At 75.8% G+C, this 22,810-nt stretch carries 22 protein-coding genes; 10 read left to right on the forward strand and 12 right to left on the reverse strand.

Going from position 1 to position 22,810, the window contains the following annotated elements; all coding sequences use genetic code 11:
• Nucleotides 1-903, reverse strand: a complete 903-nt coding sequence (cysD, locus tag ISOVA_RS11955) for a sulfate adenylyltransferase subunit CysD (protein WP_013839484.1) — start codon at nucleotides 901-903, stop codon at nucleotides 1-3.
• Nucleotides 900-1,769, reverse strand: a complete 870-nt coding sequence (locus ISOVA_RS11960; protein WP_013839485.1) for a 3'(2'),5'-bisphosphate nucleotidase CysQ — start codon at nucleotides 1,767-1,769, stop codon at nucleotides 900-902. Before ISOVA_RS11960 ends, cysD begins: the two co-directional genes overlap by 4 nt.
• Nucleotides 1,770-1,946: 177 nt before the next feature.
• Between ISOVA_RS11960 and ISOVA_RS11965 the strand changes: the two genes are divergently transcribed.
• Both ISOVA_RS11965 and cysC read left to right on the forward strand, forming a co-directional pair.
• Nucleotides 1,947-2,897 (forward strand): sulfite exporter TauE/SafE family protein, encoded by a 951-nt coding sequence (locus tag ISOVA_RS11965; RefSeq protein ID WP_013839486.1) that lies wholly within the window; start codon nucleotides 1,947-1,949, stop codon nucleotides 2,895-2,897.
• Nucleotides 2,894-4,135: an adenylyl-sulfate kinase gene (cysC, locus tag ISOVA_RS11970; RefSeq protein ID WP_013839487.1), complete on the forward strand. Its 1,242-nt coding sequence runs from the start codon at nucleotides 2,894-2,896 to the stop codon at nucleotides 4,133-4,135. Before ISOVA_RS11965 ends, cysC begins: the two co-directional genes overlap by 4 nt.
• Nucleotides 4,136-4,139: 4 nt before the next feature.
• On the opposite strand, the gene ISOVA_RS11975 is transcribed toward cysC, so the two are convergent.
• Both ISOVA_RS11975 and ISOVA_RS11980 read right to left on the reverse strand, forming a co-directional pair.
• Nucleotides 4,140-4,331, reverse strand: a complete 192-nt coding sequence (locus tag ISOVA_RS11975) for a Trm112 family protein (RefSeq protein WP_013839488.1) — start codon at nucleotides 4,329-4,331, stop codon at nucleotides 4,140-4,142.
• Entirely contained in the window at nucleotides 4,328-5,764 is a 1,437-nt protein-coding gene (locus tag ISOVA_RS11980) for a phosphomannomutase/phosphoglucomutase (RefSeq protein WP_013839489.1), read from the reverse strand. Before ISOVA_RS11980 ends, ISOVA_RS11975 begins: the two co-directional genes overlap by 4 nt.
• A gap of 75 nt (nucleotides 5,765-5,839) precedes the next feature.
• Here ISOVA_RS11980 and manA point away from each other — a divergent pair, with 75 nt between their 5' ends.
• On the forward strand, nucleotides 5,840-7,063 hold the full coding sequence (gene manA, locus ISOVA_RS11985; RefSeq protein WP_013839490.1) for a mannose-6-phosphate isomerase, class I: 1,224 nt from the start codon (nucleotides 5,840-5,842) through the stop codon (nucleotides 7,061-7,063).
• A gap of 104 nt (nucleotides 7,064-7,167) precedes the next feature.
• Here the strand turns inward: manA and ISOVA_RS11990 are convergent, their stop codons facing one another.
• Nucleotides 7,168-7,524: a DUF3499 domain-containing protein gene (locus tag ISOVA_RS11990; RefSeq protein ID WP_041295429.1), complete on the reverse strand. Its 357-nt coding sequence runs from the start codon at nucleotides 7,522-7,524 to the stop codon at nucleotides 7,168-7,170.
• A gap of 101 nt (nucleotides 7,525-7,625) precedes the next feature.
• Between ISOVA_RS11990 and ISOVA_RS17520 the strand changes: the two genes are divergently transcribed.
• A complete protein-coding gene (locus ISOVA_RS17520) occupies nucleotides 7,626-8,174 on the forward strand; it encodes a metallopeptidase family protein (RefSeq protein ID WP_013839492.1) in 549 nt (182 codons plus the stop codon).
• Between the two features lie 4 nt (nucleotides 8,175-8,178).
• On the opposite strand, the gene ISOVA_RS16825 is transcribed toward ISOVA_RS17520, so the two are convergent.
• From ISOVA_RS16825 to ISOVA_RS17525, 3 genes are all read right to left on the reverse strand, one after another.
• Nucleotides 8,179-9,867: a DUF5719 family protein gene (locus ISOVA_RS16825; protein ID WP_013839493.1), complete on the reverse strand. Its 1,689-nt coding sequence runs from the start codon at nucleotides 9,865-9,867 to the stop codon at nucleotides 8,179-8,181.
• A gap of 1,290 nt (nucleotides 9,868-11,157) precedes the next feature.
• Nucleotides 11,158-13,332, reverse strand: coding sequence for a glycosyltransferase (locus ISOVA_RS15635; RefSeq protein WP_186004548.1), 2,175 nt, complete (start codon nucleotides 13,330-13,332; stop codon nucleotides 11,158-11,160).
• Nucleotides 13,333-13,401: 69 nt separating this feature from the next.
• Nucleotides 13,402-13,734, reverse strand: coding sequence for a WhiB family transcriptional regulator (locus ISOVA_RS17525; protein ID WP_013839494.1), 333 nt, complete (start codon nucleotides 13,732-13,734; stop codon nucleotides 13,402-13,404).
• Between the two features lie 209 nt (nucleotides 13,735-13,943).
• On the opposite strand from ISOVA_RS17525, the gene ISOVA_RS12015 reads away from it, so the two are divergent.
• The 3 genes from ISOVA_RS12015 (at nucleotide 13,944) to ISOVA_RS12025 (ending at nucleotide 15,455) form a co-directional block, all read left to right on the forward strand.
• Nucleotides 13,944-14,651, forward strand: coding sequence for a TIGR03089 family protein (locus ISOVA_RS12015; protein ID WP_013839495.1), 708 nt, complete (start codon nucleotides 13,944-13,946; stop codon nucleotides 14,649-14,651).
• An 88-nt stretch (nucleotides 14,652-14,739) separates the two neighbouring features.
• Nucleotides 14,740-15,246, forward strand: coding sequence for a hypothetical protein (locus tag ISOVA_RS12020; protein ID WP_143762124.1), 507 nt, complete (start codon nucleotides 14,740-14,742; stop codon nucleotides 15,244-15,246).
• The gene (locus tag ISOVA_RS12025; protein WP_041294875.1) at nucleotides 15,243-15,455 is read left to right on the forward strand and encodes a hypothetical protein; all 213 of its coding nucleotides are present in this window, start codon (nucleotides 15,243-15,245) and stop codon (nucleotides 15,453-15,455) included. The genes ISOVA_RS12020 and ISOVA_RS12025 overlap by 4 nt, the downstream gene beginning before the upstream one ends.
• A 12-nt stretch (nucleotides 15,456-15,467) precedes the next feature.
• Here the strand turns inward: ISOVA_RS12025 and ISOVA_RS12030 are convergent, their stop codons facing one another.
• The 3 genes from ISOVA_RS12030 to ISOVA_RS12040 all read right to left on the reverse strand — a co-directional run bounded on the left by ISOVA_RS12030 (nucleotide 15,468) and on the right by ISOVA_RS12040 (nucleotide 19,295).
• Nucleotides 15,468-16,154, reverse strand: coding sequence for a class I SAM-dependent methyltransferase (locus ISOVA_RS12030; RefSeq protein WP_233275889.1), 687 nt, complete (start codon nucleotides 16,152-16,154; stop codon nucleotides 15,468-15,470).
• 126 nt (nucleotides 16,155-16,280) lie between these two features.
• Entirely contained in the window at nucleotides 16,281-17,915 is a 1,635-nt protein-coding gene (locus ISOVA_RS12035; protein WP_143762125.1) for a DUF2142 domain-containing protein, read from the reverse strand.
• Between the two features lie 66 nt (nucleotides 17,916-17,981).
• Entirely contained in the window at nucleotides 17,982-19,295 is a 1,314-nt protein-coding gene (locus tag ISOVA_RS12040) for a UDP-glucose dehydrogenase family protein (protein WP_041294876.1), read from the reverse strand.
• 116 nt (nucleotides 19,296-19,411) lie between these two features.
• Here ISOVA_RS12040 and ISOVA_RS12045 point away from each other — a divergent pair, with 116 nt between their 5' ends.
• The gene (locus ISOVA_RS12045; RefSeq protein WP_013839499.1) at nucleotides 19,412-20,320 is read left to right on the forward strand and encodes a glycosyltransferase family 2 protein; all 909 of its coding nucleotides are present in this window, start codon (nucleotides 19,412-19,414) and stop codon (nucleotides 20,318-20,320) included.
• A 6-nt stretch (nucleotides 20,321-20,326) separates the two neighbouring features.
• The gene (gene rfbA, locus ISOVA_RS12050) at nucleotides 20,327-21,190 is read left to right on the forward strand and encodes a glucose-1-phosphate thymidylyltransferase RfbA (protein ID WP_013839500.1); all 864 of its coding nucleotides are present in this window, start codon (nucleotides 20,327-20,329) and stop codon (nucleotides 21,188-21,190) included.
• 31 nt (nucleotides 21,191-21,221) lie between these two features.
• On the opposite strand, the gene rfbD is transcribed toward rfbA, so the two are convergent.
• Nucleotides 21,222-22,115, reverse strand: a complete 894-nt coding sequence (gene rfbD, locus ISOVA_RS12055) for a dTDP-4-dehydrorhamnose reductase (protein ID WP_013839501.1) — start codon at nucleotides 22,113-22,115, stop codon at nucleotides 21,222-21,224.
• 49 nt (nucleotides 22,116-22,164) lie between these two features.
• Here rfbD and rfbC point away from each other — a divergent pair, with 49 nt between their 5' ends.
• Nucleotides 22,165-22,782, forward strand: coding sequence for a dTDP-4-dehydrorhamnose 3,5-epimerase (rfbC, locus tag ISOVA_RS12060; protein ID WP_013839502.1), 618 nt, complete (start codon nucleotides 22,165-22,167; stop codon nucleotides 22,780-22,782).
• The last annotated feature ends 28 nt before the right edge of the window (nucleotides 22,783-22,810 follow it).

The raw sequence follows: 22,810 nt of genomic DNA on the forward strand, positions 1-22,810 counted from the left end.
CTAGAAGTAGCCCTCTCGCTTCCGGTCCTCCATGGCGGCCTCGCTCACGCGGTCGTCGCCGCGGGTCGCGCCGCGCTCGGTGAGGCGCACGGCCGCGATCTCCTCGACGATCTCGCGCAGCGTCGAGGCGGTGGACTCGACGCACGCCGTGAGATTCGCGTCGCCCACCGTGCGGTACCGCACCGAGCGGACCTCGGACGTCTCACCGTCGCGCAGCGGCGTGAACTCGTTGACCTCGTAGAGCATCCCGCCGCGGCCCACGACCTCCCGCTCGCGCGCCAGGTACAGGTCGGGGATGTCGATGTTCTCGGCCTCGATGTAGGACCAGATGTCGAGCTCGGTCCAGTTCGACAGCGGGAACACGCGGATCGACTCGCCCTGGTGGACGCGGCCGTTGTAGAGGTTCCAGATCTCGGGCCGCTGGTTCTTCGGGTCCCACTGGCCGAACTCGTCGCGGAAGGAGAACACGCGCTCCTTGGCGCGCGCCTTCTCCTCGTCGCGGCGGCCGCCGCCGAACGCCGCGTCGAACCCGTTCTTCTCGAGGGCCTCGAGCAGGACGGGCGTCTGGATGCGGTTGCGCGAGCCGTTGGGCTCGGGGCGCACGAGCCCGCGGTCGATCGCCTCCTGGACCGAGGCGACGACGAGCTGGACCCCGAGCCGCTCGACCCACCGGTCGCGGCAGTCGAGCACGGTCCGGAAGTTCAGCCCCGTGTCGACGTGCATCACCGGGAACGGGATGCGCGCCGGCGCGAACGCCTTGGCCGCGAGGTGGAGCATCACGATCGAGTCCTTGCCGCCCGAGAAGAGCAGACAGGGGCGCTCCATCTCCGCGACGACCTCGCGGAAGATGTGGATGCTCTCCGCCTCGAGGTTGCGTAGCTGGCTCAGGACGTGAGTCGTCACGGCTGGGCACCTTCCTTGCTTCTCGGACCGGTCTGGGACAGCGCCGCACGCAGGTGCGGCGCCAGGGCCGGGTGGCACACGAACAGGTCGGGGAGCCACGGGTCGGGTCGGTTGTACTCGAGCGGCGAGCCGTCGAGCCTCGTGCACACGAGCCCGGCCGCCGACGCCACGGCGACGGGCGCGGCCGAGTCCCACTCGTACTGCCCGCCGGCGTGGACGTAGGCGTCGACCGTACCCTCGACGACGGCGGCGACCTTCACGCCGGCCGACCCCATCGGAACGAGCTCGACGTCGCCCCGCGCGGCGAGCGCGGTGACGAACGCGGGCGGGCGACTGCGGCTCGCGGCCAGGCGCAGCGGCCGGCGCCCCGCGAGGACGTCGTCGACGTGGTCGACGTGGTCGACGTCGTCCGCGGGCTGCTGCGGGCCGGCTCCGACCGTGCCGTGCACGACGCCGCGCGCGGGCAGCGCCACCGCACCGGCCGACAGGCCCGCCCCGCGCTCCCACAGCGCGATGTGCACCGCGAAGTCGTCCCGCCAGCCGCCGTCGGGCGTGCGCTCGGCGAACTCGCGCGTGCCGTCGAGCGGGTCGACGATCCACACGCGGTCCGCCAGCAGCCGCGCCGGGTCGTCGGCGGCCTCCTCGGAGAGCACCGCGTCGCCCGGGCGGGCGTGCCCGAGCGCCGCGGCGAGCCACGCCTGCGCGGCGGCGTCGCCGGCGTCGCGCAGCGCACGGCCCGCGAGCCCGGTCCGCCCGGCGTCGTCGCGCAGGCCGAGCAGGACCCGGCCCGCGCTGCGCGCGAGCGCGACCGCGAGCGACGCGTCGTCGTGCGACGCGTCGGGCGGCGGCGGGCTCTGGCGGCTCATCGGCTCCTCGATCCGGGGTGTCCATTTACTGGTCCCACAGAGTGGACAGGTTCCGGGCGAGGCTAGCATCGCCACCATGCCGACCCGCAGGGTGCACCACCGACCGAGACACGCGACGCCGTACGGCGGCGCGTGTTGTCGTGTCGCCGGCACCCGCGGGCGGGGGCGGACCGCGCGATGAGCCTCGACCTGCCCCTGGTCGTGGGCGGGTTGCTCGTGGGCTTCGTCGTCGGGCTGACGGGCATGGGCGGTGGCGCGCTCATGACCCCGATGCTCGTCTTCGTCTTCCGTGTCGACCCGTTGACGGCCGTCTCGAGCGACATCGTCGCGAGCCTCTTCATGAAGCCGGCGGGCGCGATCGTCCACCTGCGGCGGCGCACCGTGAACCTCCGGCTCGTCCTGTGGCTGTGCCTCGGCTCGGTCCCCGCAGCGTTCTCCGGCGCGCTGCTCATCCGCGCGCTGCCGTTCGGCGACTCGCTCGACGAGGCGCTCAAGGCCGTGCTCGGCGGCGCGCTGCTCCTCGCCGCGGCCGGGCTCGTCGTCCGGTCGGTCCTCGGCATGCGCCGGCACCGGTCGGCGTTCGGCGAGGGTCCCGCCCGGCCGAGCAGCCCCGACGTCGTCGTCCGCCCGCTGCCGACGCTGCTGCTCGGCGTGGCCGCAGGCCTGCTCGTGGGCATGACGTCGGTCGGGTCCGGCTCCGTCGTCATCGTCGTGCTCCTGCTGCTCTACCCCGCGCTCAAGGCGTCGCAGCTCGTCGGCACCGACCTCGTGCAGGCCGTGCCGCTCGTCGCCGCCGCGTCGCTCGGCCACCTGCTGTACGGCGACTTCTCGCTCGCCCTGACGACGTCGCTCCTGGTCGGCGCGATCCCCGGCGCCTGGTTCGGCGCGCACGTGTCGAGCCGGGCACCGGGCGGCCTCATCCGGCGGGCGCTCGCGATCCTCCTGCTCGCGTCCGGCCTCAAGCTCCTCGGCGCGCCGCTGCCCGTCGTCGTCGCCGCGGCCGTCGCCGCGCTCGTGGTGGGCAACGTCGTGTGGATGGTCGTCAAGCGCCGCCTCGCCGCGGCCGCGCCGCCGCCCGACGAACCCGCCCCCGAGCCCACGCTCGCCGTCGGCCAGGACCGGCCATGAGCCTGCCGACCGCGACCCGCGTCCTGTCGCCCGACGAGCTCGACCTGCTCGAGCTCGCGCTCGGCGGCGGCTCTCCCCTACCCGCCGCGCGGCTGCTCGGGCACGACGGCGGGCCCGTCACGCTCACCGACGCCGAGAACACCCCGCTCGCGGTGCTCGACGACGGCGGTGCGCGGCCGGTCAAGCCCCTCGCCCGCGCGGCCGGCCCGCACTGGGAACCCGCGCTGCGCCGCCCTGCCGACGACGTCCGCGCCGGCCTGGCCGCGGCGCGCGACGTCGTCGCGGTGGTCGTCGACGAACCGCCCACCCGGGCGGAGGCGGGCGCCCTGCCCGCCGTCGTGGCCGGGGCCGACGCGGTGCTGCTCCTCGTGCCCGCGGCGCGGCACACCCCCAGGCCCGGCGCTGTCGGCGCGCCCGCGCTCGTGCGGGCCGCGCAGGCGCTGGCAGACCGTCTCGACGTGACCGCGCACGTCGTCGTCGTGCCGTGGCCGGCGGCCGGCGGGGTAGGTGCGGCTGGCGCGCTCGACCGGGACGGCGTCGCCGCCCGCTACGGCGCCACCCGAGCCACGCGCCTCGCGGACCACCGCGACGCCGCCACCCGCGACCGCGTCGCCCGCCTGGCCACGCTGTGGACCGACGAGGTCGCCGCCCTCTACCCCGAGCCCGTCGCGCGCGAGGTCGTCCGGGCCGCGACCGCGGCGAGCCGCCGCGGCGCCGTCGTGCTGCTCACGGGCCTGTCCGGCTCCGGCAAGTCGACCGTGGCGCGCGCGCTCGCCGCCGAGCTCGACGACGAGGGCCTCCACACGACGCTGCTCGACGGCGACGAGGTGCGCCACCACCTGTCCAAGGGGCTCGGCTTCGACCGCGCGTCACGCGAGCTCAACGTCGAGCGCATCGGCTACGTCGCCTCGCTCGTCGCCCGCCACGGTGGCATCGCGCTCGCGGCACCCATCGCGCCCTTCGCCTCCGGACGCGCCCGCGTGCGCGAGCTCGCCGAGGCGGCCGGGGCGGCCTTCGTCCTCGTGCACGTGAGCACGCCGCTCGAGGTGTGCGAGGCCCGCGACCGCAAGGGCCTGTACGCCAGGGCGCGCCGCGGCGAGATCCCCGACTTCACCGGCATCTCCTCGCCCTACGAGGCGCCCGACGACGCCGACGTCGTCGTCGACACGTCCGTCACCGACGTGCCCGACGCCGTCGCGACCGTGCGGGCCGCACTCCTGTCCGCGCTCGGCGCCTGACGCCTCAGAGCGGGCGTGCCTCGTCCGGCAGCAGCACGGGGATGCCGTCGCGCACCGGGTAGGCCAGCGGGCGCTCGCGGTCGGTCGAGTGCAGCTCGGGGCTGCCGTCGGGGCCGACCGCGTCCACCAGCTCCGCCCCCGTGACCGGGCAGCGCAGGACGCCGCGCACCCAGGGGTCGATCTCGATCCTGCTCATGCCGTCCTGCCCTCCTCGCGCACGAGCGACAGGACGTCGTCGCGCACCTTGATCATGATGTCCTCGTCGGCGGCCTCGACGTTGAGCCGCAGCAGCGGCTCGGTGTTGGACGCGCGCAGGTTGAACCACCACTGCGGGTGGGCGTCCCAGTGCGCGACGGTCAGGCCGTCGAGCTCGTCGACCTCGGCGCCCGGGTAGGCGCTCGCGTACGCCTGGCGCACGCGCGCCGTCGCGGCCGCGGCGTCGGCCACGGTCGAGTTGATCTCGCCCGACGCGACGTACGGCGAGTACATCTCGGCCAGCGCGGACAGCGGGTGCGGCTGCGAGCCCAGCGCGGCCAGCACGTGCATCGCGGCGAGCATCCCGGTGTCCGCGAACCAGAAGTCGCGGAAGTAGTAGTGCGCCGAGTGCTCGCCGCCGAACACGGCGTCGTGCTCGGCCATCCGTGCCTTGATGAAGGAGTGCCCGACGCGGGTGCGCACCGTGCGCGCGCCGGCGCACTCGAGCAGGTCCGGCACCGCCCGTGACGTGATGAGGTTGTGGATCACGGTGGGCTGGCGCCCGGCCGCGAGCTCCTTGGCGACCTCGCGCAGCCCGACCAGCGCGGTGATGGCCGACGGCGAGACGGGCTCGCCGCGCTCGTCGACGACGAAGCAGCGGTCCGCGTCGCCGTCGAACGCGAGCCCGACGTCCGCCCCGTGCTCGACGACCGCGGCCTGCAGGTCGCGCAGGTTCGCCGGCTCGAGCGGGTTCGCCTCGTGGTTGGGGAACGAGCCGTCGAGCTCGAAGTACAGCGGCACCACCTCGAGCGGCAGCGCGGGCAGGCCCGCTGCGGTGCCGAGCACCGCGGGCACCGTGTGCCCTCCCATGCCGTTGCCGGCGTCGACCACGACGCGCAGCGGCCGCACACCCGACAGGTCGACCAGGTCGCGCAGGAAGCCGGCGTAGTCCGCGAGCACGTCGCGCGCGGTCACGCGGCCCGGCGTCGTCGCGGGCTCGGGGGTGGTCGCGCCGTCCAGGATCTCCTGCGCGAGCGCACGGACCTCGGCCAGGCCCGTGTCCTGCCCGACCGGGCGAGCGCCCGCGCGGCACAGCTTGATCCCGTTGTACGCGGCCGGGTTGTGCGACGCGGTGAACATCGCCCCCGGCGCCTCGAACCGACCCGAGGCGAAGTAGAGACCGTCCGTGGAGCACAGGCCGACGTCGACCACGTCCAGTCCCGCCGCCGTGACGCCGGCCGCGAACGCCTCGACCAGAGCCGGCCCCGACTCACGCATGTCCCGGCCCACGACCACCGTCGTCGCGCCCTCCGGCAGCGCGACCACGCGCGCGAACGCCGCACCGATGGCCTCGGCCACCGCGGGCGAGAGCTGGTCCGGGACCGTGCCGCGCACGTCGTACGCCTTGATGATGCTCGCGAGGTCGATCGTCACGGGCCACAGCGTACGCGGCGGCGCCGGCGCCCCGGCGTGCACCGGCGGGGCGGGCCGGTGTGAAAGGCTGGGCCCGTGGCCGAGCTCTACCCGCTGGAGAACACGATCCAGCACTACGACTGGGGCTCGCCCACGCGGATCCACGAGCTGCTCGGGTCGAGCCCCGACGGCCTGCCCGCCGCCGAGCTCTGGCTCGGCGCCCACCCGAGCGCCCCGTCGCGCGTGCGCCCGCCGGGTGCGCCCGACGCGTCGGACTCGCTGCTCGAGCTCGTCCGGCGCGACCCCGACCGGATGCTCGGGCGCCGCGTCGCGGACGAGTTCGGCCCCCGTCTGCCGTACCTGCTCAAGGTGCTCGCGGCCGACCGCGCGCTCTCCCTACAGGTGCACCCCCGGCCCCACGCGGCGCGGGCCGGCTTCATCCGCGAGAACCTCGAGGGCCTCCCGGCCGGCTCGCCGCTGCGCTCCTTCCACGACGACCAGCACAAGCCCGAGATGGTCGTGGCGCTCACCGAGTTCGACGCACTCGCCGGGATGCGCCCGCCGCGCGCGGCGCTCGCCCTGATCGACGGTCTCGAGGGCCGGCTCGTCGACGCCGTCCGCGAGGCGCTGCGCGGCAGCCGGTCGACCACCGGCGTCCGCGAGGCGTTCTCGCTCCTCGTCGCGGCGCGGGGACGCGCGGACTGCCGCGCCGACGTCGCCGCCGCGGTCGAGTCCGTGCGAGCCAGGCATGCCGCGGGCTCGCCGACCGAGCGGGCCGACGCGACCGTGCTCCTCCTCGCCGAGCAGCACCCGGGCGACCCGGGCGCGATCGCCTCGCTGCTGCTCAACCGCGTGACGCTCGAGCCGGGGCAGGCGCTCTTCCTGCCGCCCGGCGAGGTCCACGCCTACGTGGGCGGCCTGGGGATCGAGGTCATGGCCAGCTCCGACAACGTGCTCCGTGCGGGCCTGACGTCCAAGCGCGTCGACACCGCGGCGCTGCTCGAGTGCGCGTCGTTCCAGCCCCGCCCCCCGACCGCGCCGGACGTGGACGTCAGCGAGGGCCCGGGTCACGTGGTGAGCTATCGCTCGCCCGTGCGCGAGTTCGCGCTCACGCTCGCCGACCTCGCCGACGGCGAGTCCGCGGCGCTGCACCCCGAGGGGCCGCGCATCGTGCTCTCCCTCGAGGGCGCGCCCACGCTCGTGTCGCAGGACGGCACCGAGCACCCGCTGAAGCACGGCGACTCGTGCTTCGTCCCCGACGCCGCCGGGGCGCTCGAGGTCGTGGGCGCGGGCCACGTCGTGTGCGCCTGGGTGCCGTGACGCTTGTCAGGAGTTGTGGGCGTGATTTCTGGTCTCGAGAACCAGGTCAAAAAGAACAATACGGGCCAGAAATCACGCCCACAGCGGCAAGAGAGGACGGCGGGCTACTCGGCCTCGCGCAGCACGCGCAGGTGACCGCGGCGCGCGGTCTCCGTGACCGACGGCGGCTCGGGCTGCGCGGCCTGGCGCGCGCGGCCGGCCTCGCGCACGGCCTCGGCCAGCGCCGACAGGTCGTCCTTGGTCGGACCCGACTCCTCGAACTGCGGCGTGAGGCGCACGACCTCCCAGCCGCGCGGCGCGGTCAGGCGCTCGGCGTGGTCCGCGCACAGGTCGTAGCTGTGCGGCTCGGCCCGCTGGGCCAGCGGACCCAGCACGGCCGTCGAGTCCGCGTACACGTACGTGAGCGTCGCGACGGCGGCACGCGTGCATGCCGTGCGCGAGCACTGCCTGACCGATCTCACGCGGGAAGCGTACGCCCCGGCGGTGACGCGGGGCGAAGGCACGCCGGTCGTGACCTGGCCGTGACCTGCCGGTCGGCGCGGTCGGTGGTTACGCTCGCTCCGTGGCACTCTTCGGCTCGCGCGACCCGGGCCCCGGTTCCGGCCGCCGCCCGCACTCCCGGCAGCGCCGGACGCGGCCCGCGGGCGCCGTCCCGTCCGGCCCCTTCGAGCCCCTGCCGCAGCAGCCCGACGGCGCGGTCCCGCTCCGGCGCCGCGACCGGCGGGGGCGCGGGATCCGGGGGCCGCTCCTGCCGCCCGGCATGCCCGCGCACCGCACCCGCGCCGAACGGTTCGACGACCTCGTGCTCGACGCGGTCGACGTGCTGCAGCGCCGGTGGACCGACCAGCTGTCCCGCACCGAGTTCGCGGTCGAGGACGTGCCGCCCTCGGACCCGGCGCCGTGGGAGACCGGCGGCGTCCCGCTCGGCCGGTGCTTCCCGGCCGAGGCGGGCCAGCCGCCGCGCGTCGTGGTGTACCGGCGCCCGTGCGAGGTCCGTGCCGCCGACCTCGAGGACCTCGCCGACCTGGTGCGCGACGTCGTCGTCGAGCAGGTCGCGGCGCTCCTCGCCCGCAGCCCCGAGGAGATCGACCCCCACTACGAGGGACGCTGACGCCTCACCGGCCGGCGTCGACCTCGCGCACGGCCACGTCGCCCGGCGTGGCCTGCGCACCGGTCGGCACGACGACGGAGCGCAGCGTGCCGGCGGTCGGCGTGCCGTCGTCCGTGACGAGCGTCGCGGCCCACACGACGCCGAGCGGGTCGCCGCCGGTGCGGTCGACCGTCACCAGGACGGGCTGCTCCTCGCCGGCGAGCTCCGCGACCGGCAGGGCCCGCGTCGTCCCGGCGACGAGCTCGACCTCCGTCGCGGCCGCCTCGGCGCCGTCCGTGCCGTACGCCCGCACGGTCACCGTGGTGGTCCCCGACGGGTCGGTGTCCGGGTCGCGCTCGCGCGGCACCGCCTGCAGGACGAGCGTCGCACCCACGCCCTCGGGCAGCGCGAGCTGGCCCAGCGCGTCAGGCGGGGCGACCGGGGCGCCGTCGGGCCCGGTCGACGCCTCGGCGAGCGGCTGCCCGGCCGCCCACGCGACGTCGTACGGCGTGCCCGCGAGGACCGAGTCCTCGGGCAGCGCGCCCGGGGTCTCCGAGACCCCCGCGCCGACGACCGGCACGTCGGCGTCGACGACCACCGTGTACACGCCCTCGGGGAGGCCTCCGAGCGGCACGTCGGTGACCACGCCGGCCTCCAGCGTGACCTCCTCGGCGCCCCGCAGGGTCACGCGCCCCCCGGGCCCGTAGAGACTCAGGCGCGCCGTCCCGGCCTGCTCGCCCGGCGCGAGCAGGCGCAGGCGCGGTGCGTGGGGGTCGTCGACGGCCTCGCCGGCGCTCGTGATGCCGGCGACGGCGAGCGTCCCGGCGGGCGCGGCGCCCGGGGCGACGAGGTCGGTCCCCGCGGGCACGAGCCCGTCGATCCCGTGCGCCTGGAGCGCGGCCGTCACGCGCGCGCCGGCCGAGCGCACGTGCACGGCGATCCTGCCCTGCTCGGGGGCGAGCGCCTCGAGGCGCGAGGTGACCTGCTCGCCCGGGGCCACGACGAACGAACCGCGGCCGCCCAGCGCGACGAGGCCGCCCGGCCCGTGCACGGTCAGGGTCACGCTCGCCGGGCGCGGGCTCGGGTTGTGCACGGTGAGCTGCGCGCTCGCACCGACCCGGGTGCTCCCGCCCACGAGCCAGTGGGAGGTCGACGGAGCCGTGCACCGGGCCGCGGCGAGACCTCGCAGGTCGCCGTCCGTCGTGGTCGCGGCGACCGTCCCGGCCGCCCGGAACGGGTCCCGCGCGGTCGGCTGCGCGTGCAGCACGGACGCGCCCTCGACCGCGGACCGCAGGACGGCGGCGCCCGAACCGGTGAGCTCGGCGGGCTGGTCGCCCTGGACGCCTCCCCCGGCCAGGCCGGTCGCGAGAGGCGTCCCGGTGGCACCGAGGACGCCGGCCGCGAGGCGGGTCGCGGTGGCCACGGGGGCCGCCGAGAACTGCTCGTCGCCGACGTCCGCGCCGTCGGGGAGGCGCACGGGCCCCGGGCAGACGTACGCCTCCTCGGCCGGTGCCACGGCCACGGCCTGCGTCTGCGCCGCGACCGCGCGCGACGCGTCGCCCGTCCACCCCTGCGCCCACTGGCCACCCAGCGTCGCGACGGCGGCGAGCGCGCCGGCGGCGGCCACGCCCGTGACGGTCACGCCCGCGACGCGCAGCGTCCGGCGCACGGCGACGCGGCTCGTGCCCGTCGTGCTGCGTCCCTCGCGGCTCATGCGACCCTCCCCCGGCGCCGGCCGACCGGCAGCGCCAGCAGCGCGAACACGAGCACGACGACGCCGGCGCCCGTGAGCCACGCGCCGCGGTGCGGCGAGTCGTACCAGACGTGGACGCGGCCGCCGTCCGGTCCGACCGCGAACGCCTGGAGCCCGCCCGCCTCGACCGCCGGGGCCCGGCGCCCGTCGACGGTGGCGGTCCAGCCGGCGTCGGCCGCGGCGGCGAGCACGAGCGTGCGCCCCTCGGGGCCCTCGGGGTCCAGCCGGCCCCTGGCCTCGACGCCGTCCGCGGCGAGCGTGGCGACCGCGTCGTGCGGGGCGTCCGGCGTCGGCGCCGCGCTCAGGACGGTCGCCCACCCCGACGGCGGACCGTCGGGCTGCACGCGCCACACGCGCGCGCCGTCCTCGGTCACGCGCGTGAGGCCGCTGACGAGGTCGAGCGTGGTGACGAGCTCGGGGTCGCCGCCGGGCGGGACCTGCACCGCACCGACGCCGAGCTGCGCGAGCCGCTCGGCCAGGTCGGGCGCGGTGCCGACCACGAGGTCGGCCACGACGGCCCGGAGCAGGCCGGTCGCGGGCCGGTCGGGAGCCGCGAGGAGCCCCGCCGCGCGCGCGTGCACGACGGTCGAGGAGTCCTGGAGCCGCGACCCGTCGGCGTGCAGGAGCGTGTAGCCCACGACGGCGTCGTCGCCCCGGTCGAGCTGCAGCACCGTGGCCGCGCGCGGGGGCGCCTGGACCTGCTGCCCTACGGCGGGGACGAGCGGCTCGGCCTCGGCCCGCAGCGCGGCCACCCGGCCCTGCTCGCCCGACGTGGCGTGCAGCGCCCACGACGTCGCGGTCGCGGCGGGCAGCAGGAGGGCGGTCGCGGCGAGCGCACCCCACGCGGCCCCCCGCAGCCGGACCGGCCACGCGGGCTCGGCGTCGCCGTCGGCGGGCGTCCGCGCCTCCGCGTGCGGGTCGGCGGCGTGCGGGTCGACGACGTCGGGACGCCGGTGCGACCGGTCGACGGCGTGCAGCGCCGCGGCGCCGAGCCCGAGCAGGAGGACGGACTGGCCGGCGCCCGGCCAGCCGGTCACCGGTGCAGGCTCGCCGTCGGGCCCGGGCGCGCCGGCGACCGTCGTGGCGACCGCGAGGATCGCCGCAGCCAGGCCGAGCGCCGCGCCGAACCAGGCGAGCCGCACGCCGCCGGCGCCGCGGGCACGCAGCAGCGCGACGGTCGCGAGGACGAGCACGAAGGCGCCCGGGAGCCACGGCCCGTAGGCACCGACGAGCCCCGCGAGGCCGCCTGCGTCACCGAGCCACCGCGCGAACCAGCCACCGGTCCCGGCGGCGTCGCCGGGCAGGCCCACGAGGAGCTCGAGGCCGTCGGGCGAGCCCACGGGCACCTGCGGCGCGCCCGGCTCGGCGAGCAGGAGCCGCCAGCCGCCGTCGGACCACGTCGACGCGACGTGCACCCAGAACGGGGCCCCGACGGCGAGCGCCGGCAGCGGCGCGACGAGCAGGTAGCGGCGGTGACGTCGGACGACGAGCGCGGACGCGAGCAGCACCACGACGGCGAGCGGCAGGAGCACGGGGGCCCCGCACACCGCGACGGCGAGCAGCAGGCCTGCGGCACCGAGGGCGCCGAGCGAGCCGCGGCGCTGCTCGGTCGCACGCAGCGCGAGCGCGGTCGGCACCTGCTCGCCAGAGCGCGGGTCGGTGCGCAGCTCCGGCAGGTCGACGACGTCCCGGGCGTGCGCGCCGACGGCGCGCAGGAGCGCGACGAGGACCCACGGCAGCGCGAGGTGCGCGACGACGGCGCCGAGCCGGCCGCTGCCGAGCCCCGCGAGGACGCCGGGCGGGCGGCCCCACGCAAGCCGCGGCCGCCGCGGGGGCCACGGCGAAGCGCGTGACCGTCCGGGCGCGAAACCAGCCCCCCAGCGGGGCGAGCGGCAGGGCGGCGACCACGAGCGCGTTCACCGCGGTCTGCACCGACCCGCCGACGAGCGCGGTCAGGGCCGTGAGCGGGAGCAGCAGGGGGTCGGCGGGTGCGGCGGCCCCGAGCCCGTCGCGCACCCATCCCGACGTCGCGGCGTCGGCGAGGTCGCCGAGCGTGCCGGGGGCCGGCAGCAGCGCTCCCCCGACGACGCGCCCGCCGGCCGCGAGCACGCCCTGCCACGACCCGAACAGCACGACGGCGAGCGCCACCACGGCGAGCACGACGAGCGCGAGCGCGGTCCGCCGGGCGTGCGCCAGCCGACGCAGCTCCGCGCGCTCGAGCTCGCTCGGCGACCACCGGTTGCGGTACGCCTCCGCGCGCGAGAGGCGGCGGTCGCGACGCTCGGCCACGACCTCGCGCCACGTCCCGAGCAGCGGCCGCAGGACGCGCCGCGGGCACGTCGCCGTCCGCGCGGCCTGCCGTCGGGCGCGCGCGAGAGGCACGACCCGCAGCACGGTCGCGAGCGGCGCGACGAGCTCGTCCCGTGCCTGGGCGGGCCGCTTGAGCGCGAGCCGGTACATCGCCGCGAACGGCGCCCACACCACCATCGCGAGCACGAGCACCGGCACGAGGGGCAGCGGGGCGAAGACGAGGCGCTGGTAGAGCTGGGCGCGCCGGCGCGCGTACTCGGAGGCGTGCAGCCCGCGCGACCGCGCCCCGGGGCGCTCGCGCAGCCCGAGCAGCGACGCCTGGGCGTGGTGCACCACGGCCTCGGGCACGACGACGACGCGGTGCCCCGCGAGCCGCGCCCGCCGGCACAGGTCCAGGCTGTCGCCGAACGGCCCGACCTCGGGGTCGGTCCCGCCGAGGGCGTCCCACACGGCCCGGCGCACGAGCGCGCCCGCGAGGCCGACCGCGAGGACGTCCTCGCGCGCGTCGTGCTGCCCCTGGTCGATCTCGGTCCTGTCGATGCCCGTCATGCGCCGGCCGAGCGGCGAGACCGTGTACCCGACCTCGGCGAGCAGGCCCGTGCCGTCGCCAGGCTCGAGAGGGCGGCCGGCGCCGTCGACCGGCCAGCTGCGCTGCTTGCACCCGGCGACGGCGACCGCGCCCGAGTGCTCGACGGCGCGCAGCAGCCGGGCGAGCGCGTCGGGGGCGGGCGCCGAGTCGTCGTGGAGGAGCCAGAGCCAGCCGTCCTCGGGCCCGCCGACCGCGGCGAGCGCGGCGTCGACCGCGGTGCCGAAGCTGCGGGACCCGCCCGCCGCGACGTACCGGGCGCCGCCGAGCGTGAGGTCGGTGTGCAGACCGGTCGAGCGCGACGCGTCGACGTCGACGACCACGACGTCGTCGGGCACGCGGGACTGGGCGGCGACCGCCTCGAGCGTCGCGGCGAGGAACGGGCTGTTCCCCCGCGTGACCACGACGGCCGTCACGGTCACGCGGACGGGCAGCGCGCCGGTCACGGCCGACACGACGTCGAGGGCCGCGTCGTCGCGCGCGGCCCCGCCCCGCGTCGGGTGCACCTGGGTCGTGTCGGCAGCAGTCATCCTGCCCGCCATGATGCGTGGCGACCCGCCGGGTGCGTGGGATCTCGGGTCAGCGCGTGTCGGCGACCGTCAGACGGCGCGACGCTTGAGCTTGCGCCGCTCCCGCTCCGACAGGCCGCCCCAGATGCCGAAGCGCTCGTCGTTCGCCAGCGCGTAGTCCAGGCACTCGGCCCGGACCTCGCAGGAGGCGCACACCTTCTTGGCCTCGCGCGTGGACCCGCCCTTCTCCGGGAAGAAGGCCTCCGGGTCGGTCTGGGCGCACAGGGCTCGTTCCTGCCACCCCAGGAGAGTCTCGTCCTCGACCGGCTGCCCGAACAGCGGCAGCACCGCCGCCACGCGCTCCGGCTCACGTGCCGCGTCAGACGGGAAGGCCCCCTCGTCCCCATCCAGCAAGTTCCACATGGCGTGCCCCTCCATGCCGTCCTCAGGGAAACTGCATACCTGGAATTACACGCGTGTCTTTCGAGTCCGTCAAGCCGAAATGTGCTAGCGGTGCCGATCTCCACGGGCCATTCACACCGTTTCACCCCGTCGGAGAATCCGTCTTCTCGGGCCTATACCCTGAAGTCGTGAACTTTGCATCCCGAGCGCCGCGCACGGTGACCGATCTCATGAACCTCCTGGTCAGAGAGCCGGGGCGCCCTCGTCTGACGTGGTACGGACCACAGGGGGAACGCGTCGAGCTCTCCGGTGCCGTCCTGCAGAACTGGGTGAGCAAGACGGTGAATCTCCTCGTCGAGGAGTTCGACGCCGGACCGGGCACCCGGGTGATTCTCGATCTTCCCGTGCACTGGCGGGGAGTGCTCTGGTCGCTCGGCTCCTGGGCCTGCGGCGCGACCGTCGTCGTCGCGGACCCGCAGGGTCCGGCCGAGGGGTCGGGCGACGTCGTCGTGTCCGCGCGTCCCGGGTCGTGGGCCGGTTCGCGCGCGGAGCTGGTCGCCGTCGCCCTGCCGGCGCTCGCGCGCCGCTTCGACGGCGACCTGCCGCCCGGCGCGATCGACGCCGCCGCGGCCGTCATGACCTACGGCGACGTCGTCGCGTGGGCGCCCGAGCCCGATCTCGGGGCCGCGGCGCTCGAGGCGCCCGGGGGCGAGCCGGTGGTCCACGGCGAGCTGCTCACCCGCGCGTCCGCGGGGGCGCAGGGCGCACGCGTGCTGGTCGAGGGCGACCGCCCCGCCACCGTCGTGCTGCGCGAGCTGCTCGACGTGTGGGCCGCCGACGGGTCCGCGGTGCTTCTCGGGGCCGAGACCGCCGCCGAGCTCCGCGCGGACGCGGGCCGGCGCGAGCGGCTCCTGGAGAGCGAGCGCGTCACTCGCTGACGCACACGCCGCCCCGCTTCTCATCTTCGCCTCATGAACGCGCCGTAGCGTTCGGCTGTCCGTGCACCGAACGTCCGGGGAGCGCACAGTGAGGATCGCACGTCGAGCCGCCGAGGTCCTCGGCGTGCGACGCGGGCCCGCCGCCGGGCTCCTGGTCATGTGCCTGTCCGTCGTCGCGGTGCTCGCCGCGGCGCACCTCGGCCACACCGTCGTGGGCAGGCCCGGGGACCCGGGCTTCAACCTGGGCCAGGAGCGCGGCTTCGGCGAGGTCTTCTTCATGATCATGACGATCTGGACGACGGCGCTGCTGGTCCTGCTCGCCGCACGGACGAGGTCGCTCCTCCTGGCCGGCTGGGCCGTCGCGTTCACCTACCTCTTCGTGGACGACTGGTTCACCGTGCACGAGCGCGCGGTGCGCTGCTCGGCGGGCGGTTCGGCTTCCCGCCGTACGTGGGCGAGCTCGTGTGGCTGGCCGGCGTCGCGGCGGCCGTCGGCATCGTCGTGCTGGTTCTCCACCTGCGCACGCGTGGCCTCCCACGGGCCCTCTCCGCGGTCCTCGTGGCGCTCGCAGCGGCTCTCTTCGCGTGCGGCGTGATCATCGACTACCTCCACGCGGCGGTGTCCACCCCGGCCCTGGACCCGTACGTGACGCTCCTCGAGGACGGCGGCGAGATCGCGATGATGAGCCTCGTCGTGGCGTTCCTGTTCGGGGTCGCGTTCGTCGACCACCGCCCCGAGCTCCGAGGCCGGTGGGCCCGCCTCTCCGGGCACGCACCGACCTCGTCCGGGCGCGAGACCGCCTGACCGGGCCGCGCCTCAGAGCTCGGCGGCGGGCCGGCGGCCCCAGACGACCAGACCCGTCCCCGTCCGGGGGAACGCCCGCTGCAGCTTCCGGAACGGCCACGTCCCGGCGCGCGTCACGAGGCCGGCGAGAGGCGTGGACGGCTGGAAGAGGCGCCCGCTGCGCGCGGTCCGGTCCGTGACGGACGCGCCGTCGGACTCCAGCCGGTGCCGGGCGATCTGGTTCCGCACGACCTCGAGCACGTACCCCAGAGGCATCCCGTAGAGGCGCTGGCCGACGTCGACGAGCCCCGCGTCCCCGAGCAGCGCACCGAGGCTCGGAGGGTCGTAGCGCCGGAAGTGACCGACCGCCCGGTCCATGGGCCCGTACCGGTCCTGCCACGCGGGCGTGGAGATGAGGAGCAGCCCCCCGGGGCGCAGCCGGTCGACCCACGCGGCGAGCGCCGCCCGGTCGTCCTCGATGTGCTCGAGGACCTCGAACGCGCACACGACGTCGAACCCGTCGGCGCCCATCAGGCCCTCGACCGACCCGTGCACCACCTGCCCCGGGACGCCGGCGTGCTCGAGCCGCTGCCTGGCGACCTGCGCGCTCGTCCCGTCGAGCTCGACGCCGGTCCAGTCGTACCCGGCGGCCGCGAGACGCACGCCGACCGCGCCCTGACCGCAGCCGATCTCCAGCACGCGCGCCGGAGGAGCGGGCATGGCGCGTCTGACGACCTCCCATCGGAGACTGCCGTACAACGTGAGCGGGGGCAGAGCCGGCGCGGTCACCATGCCATGCACCCTAGGGGCGGCGCGGTCTCGTCACCCGGTGCTTGCCCGGTGTGGTCACGACCCGGTCCCGCCGTCCGTCGCGGCGGACCGGACCGACCGTGCGGCGACGACGCTCCACCGCACGACCGCAACCGACGCGGCGAGACCGGCGAGCGCGCCCACCGCGAGCACGACGGCCACCTGGCCGCCCGTGAGCGGGCTCCAGGCGAGCCACCGGTCCACCGCGTCGCCCGCGCTCTCCCCCGAGCCCCTGTACATCGTCTCCAGTCCCCACCACAGGCCGACGACGGCCACGAGCAGCGACACCAGCGCGGCGACCGGCACGGCGACCGCGCACCGGCGCGAGGACCGGCCGAGGACCTGCCACACGGCGACCGCGGCCACGACCGCGAGAGCGGCGAGCGCGCCGAACACGTACCGGCCCTGGAGCGCCACGAGGACGCCCGTCTCCGCGTGGTAGTCGAGCGCGTTGTACAGGACCCCCGACGCGAGCGCCAGGGGCATGAGGAGGAGCGCGGCTGCGGCGCGCCGCGCGCCCGGCACGGTGAGGACGACCGCTCCTGCCGCGACGAGCAGCGTGGACCCGAGCACGACGAAGTCGCCGTCGAGCCGGACCTCGAGCCACCCGAGCTGTCCGAAGAACGACTGGGCGATGCGTCCGACCGCCAGCGGGAAGGCCTCGTCGTCGGGGACCTGCGCGAGCAGCGTGAGGTCCCGTGCACGGCCGGCGGGCTGGACCACCCCGAGCGTGAGGACGTTGCGCACCCACCACCAGCCGCCGACGACGAGAGCAACGAGCAGCGACAGGGCGCACCCGACGGCGCGCGCACGCCACGGTTGACGGGGCGCCAGGGCGTACGCGGCCACCACCGTCGGGATCGCGAACGCGACCATGACCTTGGCGAGGAGGCCGACGCCGAGCGCCGCGCCCAGCACGACGGCCGTGCGCGGGCGCAGGTCGCCCGTCACCACGCGCACCGCGAGGTAGGTCACGAGGGCGCACGCGGGGACGACCAGGGCGTCGTTGTTGACCGCGCCCATGATGTGGCCCACCTGCGGCACCAGCATGGGCAACGGGGCCGCGAGCAGCGCGGCCGAGCGCGACCCGGTCAGCCGGAGGGCGGACGCGGCGGCCAGCGGCACGGTGGCCGCGAAGAGCAGCGCGTCGAGCACCCGCAGCGCGAGCATCGCCTCGTCCCAGCGCCCGTCGGCCGTCCCGGTCACGTGCAACCATGCGGCGCCGATCGCGTAGTACAACGGCGGGTGCTGGGTCATCTGGTCGATCTCGGCGTCGGAGCCCGGCGGAGGCAGCGCGTTCTCCGGCGTGATACGCGCCCTGTCCTCGCGCGGGATGGGCACGACGTCGACGAACTGCCGTACGTCGTCGCGCACCGTGTAGCGGCCCGGAAGGTCGGCCGGGTACGCCGCCTCCTCGACCGCCTGCTCGATGACCGGCGAGAACCGGGCACCGCCTGGCGGGGGCCAGCCCCCACCGTAGGCGACGCGCAGCACGCTGTTCACGTGGTTCTGCTCGTCCGGCGACCGGAACGCCGGCGTGACGACCGCCCACAGGAACGTCCACACTGCCACGAGCAGCGTCAGCGCGGCGAGGGTTCGGCGGTAGGAACGGTGCTCCGACGTCGAGATCCCGGCCGTCACCGCACCGGCATCCGCCGTGTCACGCGTCACGGTCGACAGTGTTCCAGATGTCGGGGCACTGGCATGCCGAGCGGGGCGCGTGGCCTCGCCGCAGGCTCAGCGGCGCCCGAGCGCGCGGTACGTCCAGCCGGCCGCCGTCCACGCCTCGCGGTCGAGCGCGTTGCGGCCGTCGAGCACGGTGCGCCGCGCGACGAGCTCGCCGGCGCGGACGGGGTCGAGCTCGCGGAACTGCCGCCACTCCGTCAGCACGAGCACGGCGTCGGCGTCGCGCAGCGCGTCCTCGACGTCCTGCTCGTAGTGGAGCTGCGGCTGACGGCGCCGCGCGTTCTCGATCGCCTCGGGGTCCGTGACGGTGACGCGCGCGCCCAGCTGCCCGAGCCGCGCCGCGACGTCGAGCGCCGGCGAGTCGCGGATGTCGTCGCTGTCGGGCTTGAAGGCCGCACCGAGCACGGCGATGCGCGCGCCCTCGACAGACCCCCCGAGCACCTCGGTGGCCAGGTCGACCATGCGGGCACGCCGGCGGTTGTTGATGTCGTCGACGTCCGCGAGGAACTCGACGGCGTCGCCCGCGCCGAGCTCGCCGGCCCGTGCCATGAACGCCCGGATGTCCTTGGGCAGGCAGCCGCCGCCGAACCCGAGCCCGGCGTTGAGGAAGCGGCGGCCGATGCGGGCGTCGTGGCCGATCGCGTCCGCGAGCTGCGTCACGTCGCCGCCCGCGACCTCGCACAGCTCGGCCATCGCGTTGATGAAGGAGATCTTCGTGGCGAGGAACGAGTTCGCCGCCACCTTGACGAGCTCCGCGGTGGGGTAGTCGGTGACGATCCGCGGGATTCCCTCGGACAGCGGGGTCGCGTACACCTCGTCGAGCAGGGCGGCGGCGCGCTCGCCGCGCTCGCCGTCGGGCACGCCGTAGACGATGCGGTCCGGGTGCAGCGTGTCCTTGACGGCGAAGCCCTCGCGGAGGAACTCCGGGTTCCAGGCGAGGATCGCCCCGGGCTGCGCGCCGGCGACGACGTCCGCGAGCCGTGCGGCCGTGCCGACGGGGACGGTCGACTTGCCGACGACGAGGTCGTCGGGGCCGAGGTGCTTCGCGAGCTCGGAGACCGCCGCGTCGACGTACGTGAGGTCGGCGGCGTAGCCGTCCGCGGACTGCGGCGTGCCCACGCAGACGAAGTGCACCCGGGCGCCCGCGACGTCGGCCATGTCGGTGGTCACCGACAGGCGGCCGGTCTCGCCCACCTCCGTGAGGAGGTCCTCGAGCCCGGGCTCGAAGAAGGGCGACTTGCCGGCGGCGAGCGCCTCGACCTTCGACGCGTCCACGTCCACGCCGACCACGTCGTGCCCGAGCTTCGCCATGCTCGCCGCATGCACCGCCCCGAGGTACCCGAGGCCGATCACCGAGATCCTCACCGCTTGCTGCCTTTCACGTGACGACAGGCAGACGCTACCCGATGCGCCCGGTTCCCCGTAGCCGGGGCACTCCCGCCCGCTCCGGACGACCGACGGCGGCGGTAGGCTCCCGCACGATGAACCGACCGCACGAGACGGCTCCCGCCGACGTCACCGAGCCGCCTCTGGTTCGCGTCGTCTGCGTCGTCTACAACCCCGGACCCGAGCTCGACGTCTTCGTGACGAGCCTGGCACGCGCCACCACCCGCCCGTACGAGCTCGTCCTCGTCGACAACGGCGCACCGAGCGACCGGGTCGCGGCGCTCGAGCGCAGCGGCGCCGCGAGGATCGTCGACCCCGGCGGCAACGTCGGGTACGGCAGGGGCGCCAACGCCGGCGCCGCGGGGGCCACGGCACGCTGGCTCGTCGTCGCCAACCCCGACGTCGACTGGTCCCCGGGCTCCCTCGACGCCCTGCTCGACGCCGGCGAGCGGCACCCGGAGGCGGGCAGCCTCGGGCCGCGGATCCTCCAGGCGGACGGCACGGTGTACCCGTCGGCGCGCGCGCTGCCGTCGCTGCGCGTGGGCGCCGGGCACGCGCTGCTGAGCAAGCTCTGGCCCGCGAACCCGTGGACCCGCGCGTACCGCCAGGGCGACGCCTCCCGCGGCGACGCCGAGCGCCCGGTGGGCTGGCTGTCGGGCGCCTGCCTCCTGCTGCGCCCCGAGGCGTTCCGGGCGGTGGGCGGCTTCGACGAGCGCTACTTCATGTTCTTCGAGGACGTCGACCTGGGCGAGCGCCTCGGCCGGGCGGGCTGGAGCAACGTGTTCGTCCCGTCCGCGACCGTCACGCACCTGCAGGGCGCGTCGTGGAAGTCGACGCCGGCCCCGATGATCCGCGCGCACCACGCGAGCGCGCGCCGCTACCTGTTCGACCGGTACCCCCGGTGGTACCAGGCTCCCCTGCGCGCCGCGATCGGCGCGGGCCTGTGGGTCCGCGAGCAGGTCGAGGTCGCACTGTCGGCGTCGGCGAGGCGTCGGGCACAATAGACGCCCATGCGAGGAATCATCCTGGCCGGCGGGTCCGGCACGCGACTCCACCCGATCACCCTGGGCGTCAGCAAGCAGCTGGTCCCGGTGTACGACAAGCCGATGGTCTACTACCCGCTGTCGACGCTGATCCTGGCGGGCATCCGAGACATCCTCGTCATCACGACGCCGCACGACGCCGAGCAGTTCCGGCGTCTCCTCGGCGACGGCTCGCAGTTCGGCGTGAACATCGAGTACACGGTCCAGGAGCAGCCCAACGGGCTCGCCCAGGCATTCGTGCTGGGCGAGGAGTTCATCGGCAGCGACTCCGCCTCGCTCGTCCTCGGGGACAACATCTTCTACGGCGCGGGCCTGGGCGGACAGCTCGAGCGCTTCGAGTCGATCGACGGCGGCGCGGTGTTCGCCTACCGGGTCGCGGACCCGACCGCGTACGGCGTCGTCGAGTTCGACGAGTCGGGCAAGGCGCTGTCGCTCGAGGAGAAGCCCGCCAAGCCCAAGTCCAACTACGCCGTGCCGGGCCTCTACTTCTACGACAACGACGTCGTGGAGATCGCCAAGAACCTCGAGCCCTCGGCCCGCGGCGAGTACGAGATCACGGACGTCAACCGCACCTACCTCGAGCGCGGGAAGCTGCAGGTCGAGGTGCTCCCCCGCGGCACCGCCTGGCTCGACACCGGGACGTTCGAGTCCCTGCTCGAGGCCGGCGACTACGTGCGCACGATCGAGCACCGCCAGGGCCTCAAGATCGGCGCGCCCGAGGAGGTCGCCTGGCGCAAGGGCTTCCTGTCCGACGACGAGCTGCGCGTGCGCGCCGAGAAGCTGACGAAGTCGGGCTACGGCACGTACCTTCTCGGGCTCCTCGACGGCTGAGGCTCCCCGCGGCACGTCGCCGCCGAGGCGGTCAGGGGCGTCCCAGGACCGTCTCGGCGGCGACGTCCCACCGGTCCGCCCAGTCGGCGATGGGCTCGACCCCGGCGGCGAGCAGCGCGTCGTGCCCCAGCACGGAGTAGGCCGGACGCGGCGCGGGCCGCACGAAGGCGTCGCTCGTCGTGGGCTCGACCCGCACGTCCAGACCGGCCGACGCGACGATCCGCTCGGTGAACTCGAACCACGAGGCGGACCCCGACGACGTGCCGTGGTACGTCCCCGCGGGCGCCCCGGCCGCGACGAGCCGGACGACGAGGTCGGCGAGGTCGACGGTCCACGTCGGCTGCCCGACCTGGTCGTGCACCACGGTCAGCAGGTCGCGGTCCGCCCCCAGGCGGGCCATGGTCTTGGGGAAGCACGGCCCGCCCGCGCCGTAGAGCCAGGCCGTCCGCACGACGAGGTGGTCCGGCGCCTCGGCACGGACGGCCCACTCCCCCGCGGCCTTGGTCCGGCCGTACGCCGAGCGGGGGGCCACCGGCGCGTCCTCGGCGTAGGGCGCGGTCGCCCGGCCGTCGAACACGTAGTCCGTCGAGACGTGGACGACCCGGGCGCCCGCGCGCGCCGCCGCCCGCGCCACGTTCGCGGCCCCGACGGCGTTGACGGCGAACGCGGCCGGCTCCTGCGTCTCGGCGTCGTCGACCGCCGTCCACGCCGCGCAGTTGACGACCACGTCGAACCCCTCGGCGGCCCGCGCGGTCGCGTCGGCGCTCGTCACGTCGATGTCGGCTCGGGCCGCTCCCACGACCTCCGCGCCGGCCGCGCGGGCCGCGGCCACGACGTCCTGCCCCAGCATGCCCCCTGCGCCGACGACGAGCCATCGCCGTCCTCGAAGATCGTCGGTCACCGTCGTCTCAGCCGTGTCGCTCACGCGTAAGATCCTAGGCGGCTGATGTCGTCGACCCTCACAGGAGTCCCTGGTGCAGTACCGCGAGCTCGCCGTCCCCGGCGCCTTCGAGATCACCCCGAAGCAGTTCGGCGACCCGCGCGGGGTGTTCCTCGAGTGGTTCAAGGCGGCCGCCTTCGAGGAGGCGCTCGGGCACCCGCTCGACCTGCAGCAGGCCAACTGCTCCGTCTCGTCCGCGGGCGTGCTGCGCGGCATCCACTTCGCCGACGTCCCGCCCGGCCAGGCCAAGTACGTGACGTGCGCGAAGGGCGCGGTGCTCGACGTCGTGGTCGACATCCGGGTCGGCTCCCCCACGTTCGGACGGTGGGACTCCGTGCTCCTCGACGACACGGACCGCCGGGCCATCTACCTCGGCGAGGGCCTGGGTCACGCGTTCATGGCGCTCGAGGACGGCTCGACGGTGATGTACATGTGCTCCACGGGCTACAACCCGGGCCGGGAGCACGGCGTCCACCCGCTCGACCCGGCGATCGGCATCGACTGGCCCACCACGGCGCGCGACGGGTCCCCGCTGAGCCCGCTGCTGTCGGAGAAGGACGAGGCCGCGCCGACGCTCGACGAGGCGGCCGCGCAGGGCCTCCTGCCGACCGCCGAGGCCGTCGACGAGTACGTGCGCTCCCTGCGGCGCTGAGCCCCACGGCCCCCGGGTGGCGCCGAGG

This window comes from Isoptericola variabilis 225, from assembly GCF_000215105.1.
GTDB lineage: Bacteria > Actinomycetota > Actinomycetes > Actinomycetales > Cellulomonadaceae > Isoptericola > Isoptericola variabilis_A.